The organism is Ktedonobacter robiniae, assembly GCF_016587375.1.
GTDB lineage: Bacteria > Chloroflexota > Ktedonobacteria > Ktedonobacterales > Ktedonobacteraceae > Ktedonobacter > Ktedonobacter robiniae.
On record NZ_BNJG01000001.1, the window covers coordinates 2,064,229 to 2,077,758 of the forward strand.

Annotated in this window: 9 protein-coding genes; 5 read left to right on the forward strand and 4 right to left on the reverse strand. The window is 53.8% G+C overall.

Translation table 11 applies throughout. The features are described from left to right. Positions 1 to 88: 88 nt before the first annotated feature. Complete coding sequence (locus tag JMJ04_RS08640) at positions 89 to 1,327, reverse strand: IS110 family RNA-guided transposase (protein WP_476630025.1); 1,239 nt, start codon at positions 1,325 to 1,327, stop codon at positions 89 to 91. A gap of 718 nt (positions 1,328 to 2,045) precedes the next feature. On the opposite strand from JMJ04_RS08640, the gene JMJ04_RS08645 reads away from it, so the two are divergent. The 5 genes from JMJ04_RS08645 to JMJ04_RS08665 all read left to right on the forward strand — a co-directional run bounded on the left by JMJ04_RS08645 (position 2,046) and on the right by JMJ04_RS08665 (position 7,634). Next, positions 2,046 to 3,329 carry an MFS transporter gene (locus JMJ04_RS08645; protein ID WP_201370133.1) on the forward strand — a complete coding sequence of 428 codons (1,284 nt, stop codon included), beginning with the start codon at positions 2,046 to 2,048 and terminating at the stop codon, positions 3,327 to 3,329. Positions 3,330 to 3,577: 248 nt separating this feature from the next. Continuing rightward, entirely contained in the window at positions 3,578 to 4,345 is a 768-nt protein-coding gene (locus JMJ04_RS08650; protein ID WP_201370134.1) for a nucleotidyltransferase family protein, read from the forward strand. 709 nt (positions 4,346 to 5,054) lie between these two features. Continuing rightward, complete coding sequence (aspS, locus tag JMJ04_RS08655) at positions 5,055 to 6,368, forward strand: aspartate--tRNA(Asn) ligase (RefSeq protein WP_201370135.1); 1,314 nt, start codon at positions 5,055 to 5,057, stop codon at positions 6,366 to 6,368. A gap of 152 nt (positions 6,369 to 6,520) precedes the next feature. Beyond that, the gene (locus tag JMJ04_RS08660; protein ID WP_201370136.1) at positions 6,521 to 7,057 is read left to right on the forward strand and encodes an NUDIX domain-containing protein; all 537 of its coding nucleotides are present in this window, start codon (positions 6,521 to 6,523) and stop codon (positions 7,055 to 7,057) included. A gap of 28 nt (positions 7,058 to 7,085) precedes the next feature. After that, entirely contained in the window at positions 7,086 to 7,634 is a 549-nt protein-coding gene (locus JMJ04_RS08665) for a GNAT family N-acetyltransferase (protein ID WP_201370137.1), read from the forward strand. A gap of 20 nt (positions 7,635 to 7,654) precedes the next feature. On the opposite strand, the gene JMJ04_RS08670 is transcribed toward JMJ04_RS08665, so the two are convergent. The 3 genes from JMJ04_RS08670 to JMJ04_RS08680 all read right to left on the reverse strand — a co-directional run bounded on the left by JMJ04_RS08670 (position 7,655) and on the right by JMJ04_RS08680 (position 13,294). Then, positions 7,655 to 8,443, reverse strand: a complete 789-nt coding sequence (locus JMJ04_RS08670; protein WP_201370138.1) for a class I SAM-dependent methyltransferase — start codon at positions 8,441 to 8,443, stop codon at positions 7,655 to 7,657. 74 nt (positions 8,444 to 8,517) lie between these two features. After that, positions 8,518 to 9,936 carry a class II fumarate hydratase gene (locus JMJ04_RS08675; protein ID WP_201370139.1) on the reverse strand — a complete coding sequence of 473 codons (1,419 nt, stop codon included), beginning with the start codon at positions 9,934 to 9,936 and terminating at the stop codon, positions 8,518 to 8,520. Positions 9,937 to 10,084: 148 nt separating this feature from the next. Beyond that, entirely contained in the window at positions 10,085 to 13,294 is a 3,210-nt protein-coding gene (locus tag JMJ04_RS08680; protein ID WP_201370140.1) for a S53 family peptidase, read from the reverse strand. Between the last annotated feature and the right edge of the window lie 236 nt (positions 13,295 to 13,530).

Below are 13,530 nucleotides of genomic sequence, written 5' to 3' on the forward strand. Positions count from 1 at the left end.
GGAAAAAGGGGCACAAACCTCCTGTGCTCTTCATATTGATGAGGAGTACAGGAGGACATCTCTGGTGAGATGAAAAGAAAGATCGCAGTTAGGCACTCACCTCCTTAGGTGTTAAGACCACTTCATAGCCTAAAACATCAAGTCGCCGTATTGCTTGTTTCTTTGCCCTCTCTCCATCTAACGCATCCAAGTAGGTTGGCCCTAAGTCCTGATACGGCTTTTTCTTTTTGAGAACATGATAAACAATCACTGCAAGACTATGTGAGGTAGCTACAGCGGCTTTGGGCTTGATCATTCGACGCGCAAAGCGATGATGTTGGGTGGAAAGATAATTGCCTTTCATCCGGCTCAGGCACCAACACACCTCGGCTAAAGCTGCTCTCAGAAAGACGTTGCCTTTTGTTGCATGTCCGCTCAGCCGTTTGCCTGCACTTTCTTTGTTGCCAGGGCACACGCCAATCCAGGAGGCGAAGTGCTTGTCGGAAGGAAAGGCACTCAGGTCGATGCCTACCTCAGACAAGATGGTGAGCGCACTTAGCAATTGGAGGCCCGGAATACTCATCAACAAGTCGAGTGCTTCTTTGAATGGGTACATTCTCGCTTCAATTTCTTCAAGCAGGTGTTCCATCTGCTGTTCCAGAAAATCAATGTGGGCAACTATCTCTTTGAGTAAGAGACGATGATGTGCCTCGACTCGTCCTTCCAAAGCCTCTTGCAATTGTGGGAGTTTTATTCGTAATTTGCCTACCGCAAGCTCGGTGAGGACGTGAGGGTCATCTTCACCTTCAATCAATGCCTCAATCATCTGCCGCCCGCTTTTTCCTAAGACATTGGTCGCCACCGATGCAAGTTTGATGTTCGCTGTCTCCAACACTTTCTGTAAACGATTGATCTCCTCTGTGCGCATATAGACCAAGCTTTTTCGATAGCGCATGAGATCCCGCACGTCGCGAAAAGGCTTCGGGGGAATGAAACTGGCCTTGAGCAATCCATGGCGCAAGAGATCAGCAATCCATTCACTATCCTTCACATCAGTTTTCCGACCAGGAACCGACTTTATATGATGAGCGTTCACAAGGATGATCGTGTGTTCATCTTCTAAAAGATTGTAAAGAGGACGCCAGAAGATGCCGGTACTTTCCATGGCGATATGGCTCACGTGTTGCGCATCGATCCAATCTCGTAATGCCACAATCTCTGCGGTGGTGGTCCCAAAAGTTCTCACGGTCTTCTGCACCCGACCGTTTGGTGGCGTGAGCATGATACAGGCAACAACGGTGTTCTTATGGACATCTAAACCACAACAGCGTTCATAGAGCACTTCCATCGCTTCTTCCTTTCTCTCATCTGAACTGATCATCGTGTGTACAGAGAACGATGAGGAGTGAACATGAACAAACAAGTTTCCTTCACGTGCTCCTTTTTACAAAGGGCAACACACTTCTCTTCTGGAGACACTCAGGTCAGCTTACCCATCGGGCTCGATGGCACCAGTGAATCTTGACCTTGACTCACCGCTCTCACTGCTATTGTAGCCCATTTTCATTCACTTCTCTGGCAGAGAGGTCATAGCGCTTACTCTATTTTGCTTGCCTTTTTAAGGGTTGCATGGTATAGTTGGGCTATACATACATCTTCTTCACATAAGAAAAGGAGCCATACATGTCAGCCGCCACATTCTCTCTCTTCGGCGCCGTAGCCTCACATGGCCGCGTAAGTGATGAGCATGAGTGTTGTGGGTATTCATGTATGGCAACAATCTCCACACTCAGCCTCAGGTAAGCTCTCTCCGCGAGATGTCCCTGCTCTATTACTCATTCCTACGCTCAAGCAGCTAGCTTGAATAGCCAGAGTGCTACGCTCATGGTCTGTTTATGCCCATTTATAAAAGGCACCCATGAGGATGGCGCCCGGCTGTTTTTTGTCTGCTTCTTTGCATCAATTCCTTATGCAGAAACTAACCCCCATTCGGGGGCGCGGCGCCACTCTCATGGCTAGCGCTTCGCGCGCAAGTTTCTGAGAGGCACCTAGGAGAAATAGAGCATATGTATTCGATGAGCCGGAAGCTCAATGCTTATAGCGTATACCTGCTTATGGTCGGGATCGATTCCCTGGCCCGCAGTATTATGTTTACCCTTAACCTCATTTACCAGGCCGAGGTCGTCCATCTCAATCCCTTGCAGCTCGTCCTGGTTGGGACCACGCTGGAAACTGCCTGCTTTCTGGCCCAGATTCCCACTGGTGTCATCGCCGATGTGTATAGTCGTCGCCTCTCGGTCGTCATTGGCTATCTCCTGACGGGAGTGGGCTTCCTGCTTGAGGGCATGGTACCCACCTTCGCGGCTGTCCTGCTGGGAAATATCCTCTGGGGAATCGGCGCGACCTGCATCGATGGCGCCCAGGAAGCCTGGGTCGTTGACGAGGTCGGAGAGGAGCACGCAGGTCGCATCTTTACCCGTGGCTCGCAGATAGGCCAGATTATGGGCCTGGTCGGCATTCCTATCAGCGTCGCCCTGGGTAGCCTGCGCCTGAACGTTCCCGTTGTTACAGGCGCCCTGATGATCACGCTCCTGGGACTGGTTCTCCCCTTTATTATGCGTGAGGATGGCTTTACGCCGACGCCCCGCGAGGAGCGCAACTCCTGGCAATCCATGGGACGCCAGCTCACGGATGCCCGGCACATGGTCAGCCTCAAGCCCATGCTGGTCAGCATCTTTGGCGCAACCCTCTTCATGGGCCTCTCCAGCGAGGGCTTTGATCGCCTGAACCAGGTACACTTTCTACAGGACTTTACCTTTCCAATCCTGTGGAGCCTGACACCCGTCATATGGTTCGGCATCATCAGCGCGGTCGGCTCGCTCCTGGGCATCGCCACAACTGAGCTGGTCAACCGCCGCCTGAACCTGAATCACGCACCCTCCCTATTACGCGCTCTAACTATCATCAATTCGTTGCTGCTCATCAGTATGCTTAGTTTCGCCCTGGCTGGCAACTTCTACCTGGCCCTCATCGCTGTCTGGGGTGTCGGGGTCATGCGTACCGCGAGCCGCCCGCTCTATAACACCTGGGTTACACAGAACAGCGACTCACGGGTGCGCGCCACCATCTTCTCAGCCACAGGCATGATCGATGCCATTGGGCAAATCGGTGGTGGCCCAGCCGTTGGCTACATTGGCGAGCGCGTCTCTATCCGCGCCGCCTTGACAGCCGCAAGCCTGCTCTTGAGCCCCATCCTCTTCTTCTTCCTACGCAGCTTCCGCCTGCTCCACCAAGGGGAAAATACCTCCTTGGTGGGCCAACCACCGGAAGTCGCCACGGAAATAGAGTAAGAGAAATGGACTCCATCCCAAATAGAGTAAGGGAGACGGGTACTGGTCACGTGCGAATGCACGTGACCAGTACCCGTCTCCCTTACTCTTTGAGCGCCAAGCTATTGAATTCTCTTCTGCTCCTTGCCTCGGCTTGCTCCGCCCATACCCCCTCCCCGCGAAACGTCTGCGGCATGAAGGCACTCCTGGAGAAGGAAAGACATGAGATAGGTAAATATTGCTATAATCTGTAGCACAAGGAGGAAGCTATGATGCATTATCCAGTGAAAAAGACACATGAAGAGCGCTTACAACTTGCGCAAGAAATCGTGGCAAAATTAAAAGAGCGATATCGGGATAATTTGCTGGCGGTTGCCATTGTTGGTTCGGTAGCACGGGGAGAAGATAAAGATTTCTCTGATCTCGATATGATTGCCGTGATACAGGGTGCAGGTATCGCAGACGATTTTAACGCTATCATTGATGGGTTGAAGTATACAATTGATGTCTTCAGCCAGGATATCATCCTCGGAAAAATCACAACTGTGCATATGCGCTGGCCCTTTCTGGCGGGCAAATTCATCACAGCTATCCCTTTATATGATGAGCAGGGAGTGTTTGCCGCATATAAAGAGACCTTTCAAACCCTTGTACAGAGGGATTTTGCACCTTATATGAGGCAGGTGTTTGTCGAAGAGATCTACGAGGAGTGCAACAAATTCATCAACACAACCTGTACTGGCAGCATGAGCCAGGCCTACTACAATGCCTATCACCTCTTCACCAAATTCGCCATCTTTCTTGGTATCGTCAACAAGTCGTTTTATACCAGTGCTGTTGCCCTGCCTGAGCGGGCAATGGCACTCCCAATCAATTTCCCTTCATTTAGGCTTCTCGGGAGATTTGTCACAGGAGAAGTTATCTATAATCCTAAACAGCTGCGAGACATTGTTGAAGGTATGATGCTTGAAGTCATAGACTATCTGCGAAGCAAAAGTATAGAGTTTGAGACGAGAGAAATCTCCTTTAAACTTTGAGCATGAAACCTTTTCAGAAAGGGAGCGCGAGGTATCCCCGAAAAAGCTCTTTTCCTGCTTTTGCTCGCCGCCCCAGGCGCGAAGAAGACTTTACAACCCCATTGAAGATCAAAAAAAGCTTGACAGCGCCATCAAAGCCATGTTATGCTATATAGCACAAACATTAATCGTATACAGGCGATGAATGGGACATATTAAGTAGTTATAGCAACATACAGAGAGTGATGCCATGGCTGCAAGCATCACAGTTGGTCCTGCTTAATGACACCCCTGAGCCAGGCAGTGAACCGCCAACAAAGAACGATACATTAGGCGCAGTAGCTGTTCCTTCGGGATCGCGCCCGTTAACGCGCGACGGTTTTACCTCTTGCGTACACGCAAAGATAAACCGACTGAGGCCCTTTGAGAGGTCTGCCTTGTAAAGGCTACAGACTGCTCGGGGCAAATGGTGGTGGTACCACGACAGGCAAAAAAGCAATTGATGCCCTCGTCCTCCAAAGGATGAGGGCTTTTTGTTTTGGCCGTCAAACCACCAGCATTCGCTTGAAGCAGAGAAAGGATGCCTATGGAGAGTGACGACGGTAACGACGACGACGATAACAACACTATAAATATTCTGGGAAGCACCTGACAACTGCATGTCTGTATGACTTCAGGTATGCTTCCTTGCGCTCAAAACACAGAAATTTTATGAGAAGGAGCATACACCATGCAGAAGGCAAGAACATTAACTACGGAAATCCATAAACATGTCGGTGAGCGCGTACGCGTGCAGGGCTGGTTGCAATCCTGGCGCCAACTTGGCAGTATTCATTTCCTCGTTATTCGCGATGGCTGGGGCCAGATTCAGGCCGTGGCCGAGAGCGAGGCGGAGATCACACCCCTAACCGAGGCAGAGGCGGGAGTTGAGAGCCTGGTCGCGATTGAAGGGCTGGTCGAGAGCGTTCCCCAGGCCCCCGGCGGCATTGAGCTCCACAACCTGGCGATTGAGCTTATTGAGCCGATTCGCGAGACGCCTCCCTTCCCCATTAACAAACGCAAGATCAACGCTCAGCTTAGCACGCTGCTTGATCACGCCGTGATTACGCACCGACATCCTACCCGGCGAGCGGTGCTACGCCTCTCGTCCGTTCTGTCACAGGCCTTTCGCGAGAGCGTGCTCACCCGAGGTTTTACCGAGATCCACACGCCCAAGATCCTTGGCACGACCACGGAGGGTGGCGCCAACGTCTTCAAGCTCGATTACTTTGGGCGGCCCGCCTATCTGGCGCAAAGTCCACAACTCTACAAGCAGATCATGGTTGGCGTCTTCGAGCGCGTCTTTGAGGTTGGTCCCGTCTTCCGCGCCGAGGAGCATGATTCAACGCGCCACCTGAACGAATATGTCAGCCTGGACGTAGAGATGGGCTTTATCGAGAACCATTTCACGATTATGGCGCTCCTACGCGACATCCTGGCGGACATTATTGGCGCCTTTCAGGAGCACTGCGCACCCGAACTAGAGCTGCTCAAGGCCAACCTGCCTGTTGTGCCAGCCGAGATTCCGCATATCCACTTTCAAGACGCCCAGGAGCTTATCCTGAAACTGCATAAGGTTGACGTCAGAGGCGAGCCAGACCTCTCGCCCCAGGACGAGCGCTGGCTGGGAGAGTGGGCGATGAAGGAGTTTGGTAGCGACTTCCTATACGTGACGGGCTATCCCACGAAGAAGCGCCCCTTCTACACCCATACAGACCCGGAACGGCCCGAATACACCAACTCATTCGACCTGCTCTTCCGTGGCCTGGAGCTTGTGACTGGTGGGCAACGCCTGCATCGCTACGCGGACTACCTGGAGGCACTCCAGAGCCGCAACATGTCCATGGAGCCATTTGAGCACTATCTGGAGGCCTTCCGCTATGGCATGCCACCACATGGAGGGTTCGCCATTGGCTCCGAGCGCCTGCTTATGCAGCTACTTGGCGCGCCCAACGTACGCCTGACGACGACCTTCCCCCGCGACATGCACCGCCTCGTGCCTTAAGCTTTTGAAAGAAGAATGGGCCAGCCTGGAGACTCCCAAGCTGGCCCATTCTTCTTTCAGAAACTACTATTCCATGAAACGAAGCCTGAATGCTATAATATTTGCACACAAGCTAGAACATAGCGAAGGTTAGAAAAGAGGAGCTGCACGCCATGACGGAGCCAGAAAAGATACTCAACGAGCCAGTGGCACGCCCTAAGCGTCCCCTGAGCCTGGGCGCGGGCGCCATCGTGGTTCACGATAACAAGGTCTTGCTAGTACGCAACCGCTATGGCGTCACCAAAGGGCGTTACCTGCTGCCTGCGGGGCGTGTAAAGGCAGGCGAGTTGCCGGACCAGGCAGCTGCGCGCGAGACCTTCGAGGAGACTAACCTGCGCGTTGAGATTGAGGGCCTGCTTGGAGTACGCCTGTGGGTGATGGATGATGGCGAACACAACTACTTCTTTATGTACAAGGCCCATCTTATCTCACCTCTCAGCGAACTGCTACCCAATCTGGCCGAGGTCGATGATGCTCGTTTCTTCTCGCGGAAAGAGATGGACGCGCTGGGACCGGATGAGACATGGTCTGGCGCCATTGCCATCGCCTATAAAGGGCTGGATTCTGAGGCTGTCACATGGCCCAATCACGCTCATCTCTCCGATTCATCCGGCGTAGAGAGCGCGGAGAGATGGCGTATCTGGCTTTAGAAGTGCATGTGGTAGAAGAGAGGTTACTGTGCGCATACGCTTGCTGACCCTGGGTCCCCAGGAGATCAAATACTGGACAGAACAGATTCTTGATGTCTATCGCCAGGCCTTTGAGGCCCCACCCTACAACACACAGGAAGAAGGGGTACAGAGCTTTGGGCTGGTCCTACCGCGCCATAGCCTGCGCTCGGGCTTTCGCTTCCACGCGGCCTACGACGAAGAGGCTCAGCGAATTGCAGGCTTTATCTATGGCTATACCAGCCGCCCAGGCCAGTGGTGGCATGATACGATCCGTGGGGCTATGCCTCACGCCATGGCGTGCGAATGGTTCCAGGATACTCTGGAACTGGTGGAGCTAGCGGTGCAGCCAGGCGCGCAGGGCTGTGGACTTGGAGGCTGGCTCCACGATATCTTGCTCCAAAACACGCCTCACCGCACAGCTCTGCTCTCAACCTATGACGGCGAGACCAATGGTATGCAGCTCTATCGCAAACGTGGCTGGCTGCCCCTCTTGCCCCACTTCTACTTTCCCGGCGGCGACAAACCCATGAGCATTATGGGGCGCCAGCTTCGCTAACCATTACAAATGGAGTGGAGCTATGCCTTCTCGGCGCGCAAGAGCAGTTTATCGTCGGTAAATGTCACCAGAGTGCCATCATCCTGGAAGCTGATCTCATAGTGCTCCCTGGCGGCTGGCGAGGCCTCGACGAAGGCCTGGTACACGCCCTGCCTGGTGGCGTCATCCACACCAGCGCGCCGCAGCCAGTCGGCAATGGTATGCGTCTTGCGGAAAATCTGAGTTTCGCCGACTCTGAAGCCCGCCTGCTCCAGGAAGCGCCGCCACTCCATCTCGGTATAGGAGCGCACATGCGTTGGATCGCGCATCTTCTCGACGGTATTAATAAACTGGTCCAACTCCTGCGCTTCCGGGGCCAGGCTATCTTCAAGCACAAAGATGCCACCCCGGCGCAGGACGCGCGCGATCTCATGTACCGCGCGCTCGATATCCAGGAAGTGGTGAGGGGCGATACGGCAGGTCACAGCGTCGAACGCCGCGTCTGGAAAGGGCAGATCTTCGACGTCGGCCACCTGGGTAGAGATATTCGTCACGCCACGCGCCTGGCATAGCTCCTGGACGCGCTCCAGCATCTCGGGTGTGAGGTCGGAGGCCACGACTTCCTGCACATATGGCGCTACCGCCAGCGCCGTGTGACCGCCGCCCGTCGCGACATCCAGCACACTCATGCCTACTTGAGGTGCTAACAGGTTCAGCAGGAGTTGCAAGTCATGTCCCTTAGCATGAGTCACACTCTCGACATAGGCATGAGACATACGCCCAAACTGGTGCTTTATATCATCCTTTGAAGGTTGAGACATCGAAGCCATAAAGCCCTCCTTGACACAGTTTATTTCCCAACGAAAAAAGAAAGACCGGAACACACTGTTCCGGTCCTGTCTGTTTAGCCTGCGGTGGGTCCTCCGTCCAGGCCGGGTCTGGTCATGCTTGAGGGGTCCAGGATGCGATCCAGGTCCGCCTCGGAGAGGTCGGTCTTCTCACGAGTCACCTCGCGAATGGTCTTGCCCGTTTTATGCGCCTCTTTCGAGATCGCAGCTGCGGCATCATAGCCAATCACTGGCGCTAGCGAGGTACAGATCGCCAGGCCACGCTCGACCATCTCGGGTCCTTTCGTCGTCGCCTTCAGGCCCTTGATGCACTGACGTGTGAAATTGCGCGCCGAGGCCGCCAGCAGCTCAATCGACTGCAAGAGATTGTAAGCCGTGACTGGCATCATAACGTTGATCTCGAAATTACCCGCCTGCCCCGCGACCGTAATCGTCGTATGATTGCCCATCACCTGGGCGCAGACCATGCAGACCGACTCGGCGATGACCGGATTCACCTTGCCGGGCATAATCGAGCTACCGGGCTGTACGGCAGGCAGTTCAATTTCTCCGATGCCCGCGCGAGGGCCAGAGCCGAGCCAGCGAATGTCGTTCGCGATCTTCATCAGGCTGACCGCCAGAGTATTGAGCGCGCCGCTCGCCTCTACGACATTATCCAGCGTGCTCTGCGCCTGAAAGTGATTGCTCGTCTCGCGTACCTCGATGCCATTGACCCTGGAGAGGCGCTGGCAGACATGGGCCGAGAACTCGGGATGCGTATTCACGCCAGTCCCAACGGCTGTTCCACCCAGGGCCAGCTCTGCCAGTTCGCCCTGCGCGTGGCGCACACGAGCGATGCCGCGTTCAATCTGACCTACATAGCCCAGAAACTCCTGACCCAGGCGAATGGGGGTCGCGTCTTGCAGATGGGTGCGCCCGGTCTTGATCACGGGCATAAACTCGTCAGCCTTCTCCTGCAAGGCCTGCTGAAGCTCCTGAAGCGCGGGCACCAGATCTTTCTCTATGCTGACCAGTGCCGAGAGATGCATCGCCGAGGGAATGACATCGTTGGAGGACTGACCAAAGTTGACATGATCATTGGGATGCACCTTGCGCGAGCCACGCGAACCACCCAGCAGCTCGCTGGCGCGGTTGGCAATCACCTCATTGGCGTTCATATTGGTCGAGGTGCCAGAGCCGGTCTGAAAAATATCCAGCACAAAATGCGCGTCCAGCTTGCCATCAATGACCTCTTGCGCCGCCTTAACGATGGCTTCGGTGATAGCGCCATCGACGGTCCCCAGTTCCTCATTGGTCTGCGCGGCTGCCTGCTTAATCTGGCCAAGCGCGCGAATAAAGGCGCGTGGGAAGCGCAGCGAGCTAATGGGGAAGTTCAAAACGGCGCGCTGTGTGCTCGCGCCATAATAAGCGTCTATAGGAACCTGCATCTCTCCCATTGAGTCGCGTTCGATGCGGGTCTCTTGAGTCATAGTCATATCCATCTCCTCATCGAGCATAAGTGGTAATAACGCTGGTATTATACCACGCACACCCATTTCAGTGAGCGAGCAGACAAAAAATAGCGGCCCTGGAAGATTTCCAGGGCCGCCGTTAGCAGGCCAGTTCAGGCCTGCTATGTCATGCTTAGTTGCCGGTGTAGCCGGCGATGTCGGTGCCACCGTTCTTGTCATGGTAGCCGAAGTACATCACGCGCTCGGCCACAATCGTGCCGCTCATCGCCTGCACCGTCGACGAGTTGACGCCCGACCCGAAGGGCAGAATCGTGTCGCCCACGTTGACCAGGATGACCTTGTGCGCCTTCACCACAAACTGCTGCTGGAAGACGCGGTTATCGCCAAAGTAGGTGATCACCACCGTCTCATCGGCATCGGTTGGGTTCTGCACACTTATGTACTCCGAGAAGGAGGAGGTGACAAAGCCTTCAGCGAAGGAGTAGACCCCCTGCGCCTGAGGAGCACCGATCACATCCGTCAGACCCGACTCGTTGGCTGAACCATAGTGGAAGAACTGCTCGCGATCCACCACCACTGGCTGATCGGAGGTGATCTCTGCGCCAAAGATAGCAGGCTTGCCCGCGTTCAACTGGTTCACATCCACTGTCGACTGGCCGTACGCCGGAACCTGCACATTGGCGGTGTAAGGAGCCGTAGAATCGGAATAGGTCAATTTAACTGCTACATTCGCAGGGGTTGCGCTGTAATTCGCCACCACGTAGTACTGCTGATACTTCGAACCGGTATTACCCTGCGCGAAGTCCCAGGTCTTACCAGGGGTGACTGCACCAACCTGGCTGGCCGCGCCAGTGGTGGTACCACCCGCGGTCGCGATATTGGTCTTCACATACATCGGACGCTCAACCACGATAGGCTGGTCGGAGGTAACCGAGACCGCCACCTTCTTCAGCAGACTCAGCGCGGTCGGCGTGCCAGTACCACGCATCAGTGCCCCAACGCTAATTTGCTGGGTCTTACATGGGTTACTCGCGGCACCACAACTGCCATCGTAGTAGGTCAGTGTCACGTTGGCTGTGTTCGTCGTGCTCGGATTGAGGATACTGATATAGGTCCACGACAGAGCTGAGCTATCCTGGCGCGTATCAGCCAGCGGGAAGTAGTAGCTGGTGCCAGGATTAGAGGCGCCCAACACATCAGTACCGCTGCTGATGATGCCGCGATAGTTGAAGTACATCGGGCGTTCCGCCACAATACCGGGTCCGCTCGTGACCTTCACAATCGTCGAGATGGCATACTGTGTGCTCTGAGGCAGACCCAGCTCTCCATTGACGTTGACAGTGAAGCGCGAGCTTGGATTGACCGTGTACTGCTTAACGAGCGCGGGTCTATCCGTGAACAAGTAGGTAATACTCACTTGCGACGCGGTCGTCGTGTCTGGGTTCTGCAGGGTGATAAATTCCTGGAAGGCTCCGGCCCCACCAACGCTCCCCTCGGCAAAGTACCATGTCTTGCTCGTGGGAGCTGGGCGCGCACCCTTGCCCGTGTTCGCCGCCGCTACCAGGTCATTGGCCAGATTGGCCGCGTTGAAGCTTCCCAGACCCGTCGCCATATCATAGCCGGGCGTCGCAGAGTAATCACCAGGGTTGTAATTAACGAACGTGTTGTTGCCCGTATTGACATCATGGAAATCGGTATTGTAGTTGCTGCCACTGGCAATCTGATAAAGGTAGGGGTTAATGAAGCCCAGGTTGTAACCACCGCTCTTGACCGATTGCTCATTTGCCAGCGCCACAAAAGCCGCCCACATGGAAGCTGTGGCAGAGGTACCACTATCAAACCACCAGGCATATGGGCTTCCTGGAGAGCTTCCTGGGCACTTGCGATTTACAGTACAATATATCAGATATCCTTCTGCTGCTAACGAAACATCGGGTACCTGGCGATTCACGCTCGCATCCGTGCCAGGGGCAGTCTGCCACGTGGGATGTGCCCAGTAAGAGCTAATACCACCACCACTAGCTAAATAATCATTCCAGGTGATCTCACCTATATAGTTGTTGTTACTGTCAGTTGACAACAATGTGCCACCTACACCCATAACATATGGATTACCGGCTGGATCATTTACACCGAGACCGTTATCACCTGGGCAACTAGAACTACCATAATCACCGGACGCAGCCACAATAGTCTGTCCTTGTGCGACTGCTAGCATAAACAGGTTATTCTCGGCATCCATCTCGGGACTCGTATGGGTGGTTGGGTCTATAAGAGTCGCATCACATATGCCCCAACTGGTGCTCACAACGGGAACATTATCAGCAACGATCTGAGAAAACTGACTTATTAAACCATCAAAAGTGTTTTCAGAGTCGTAGATACGCAATTGGTTGAGATTAGGAACCATACCCAGGATAATTTCCGCATCAAGTTCGACCTCCAATGCGCCATCATCAGTCGGAGCATTAACCGTTGTTTGTATATTACGAATACTGGTTGGGGTATTCTTATCGAAACAACTGATAAAAGTCTGCAAATCGCTGGCAGAGTAGGTTGCAAACTCAACAAGCGCGATTGACTGCCCTTCACCTTTGAAGCCTTTATTGTACAGACCCTTGAAGTTGTAGGCTGAAGCAAAATCAGAAGGAAGCCAGTACCTGGTACCAGAAGTATAAGAAGAAGGACACGAAACACTATTAGCAGTTGCATTAGCAGTACTGTTACTCTTCACAGGTGTTTTTTTAAGTGGAGGACGCGTAAAATTCGCGTAATTGTCCAGGCCCACGATGCTCTGCACCACGCCAGCAATATTCTGGGGCAGTGTTGGATCGTTGGCGTTGGCGTAGTACTGCTTGCCTGTAGCGTCAACATAGTTGTTGATCTGCACATGGAAGGCGCTCTCCACTTGGGAGACTGTGCCACTGAAGGAGATCAACAGGCGGTGGTTGTAGGTGCGATCGATCTTGAAGCCTTGAGACTGCAGGTAGCTCACAACGGCGTCATAGCTTGCCTGCGTCGGCGCGAAGGAGTTCTGTACCTGGTCGGCGGAGAGATAGCGGCCATAGTTGACCGACTTCTTATTCTTGGAGTCCTGCAGCAGGCCTTGCAGGGCCGTTTTGTTACGCAGTTTGAGACCAATTGCTAGCGAGAGGGTCTGGTCGCCCGAGACCGCGCTGACGTTCTTGCTATGTGCCACGACAGCGGGAACCGAACCGGGTATGGACGAGAACGACTTCGCCGAGGCTGACATATTCAAATTTACAAGGACGGTCGTGACCAGTCCGAGCAGGAGCGCGAGTCCAATTGAGGCGCCAATAAACCAGGAGCGTCGTCCGCGTGGTTTGGGCTGCTCGACACTCACAGGAGACTTAAAGGGCATATGCTTTTTACCCCCAGAAAATAAACTCAACAATTAAAGAGGAGACGTCTCCATCGACAAGCACCTATACAATGGTCGAGGAGAAAAGACGAGAAAGATGAAGGGTTAGAGGTTCACCATAGGAGGTAGAGAGGAATGGCTCGCTCAACTACCTGCATACGCAAGAAGTTTCTACAACAAAAATTTTTACATAGGCAGAAAGTGCAACATTTACATTGTTGCTGATCAATATATTG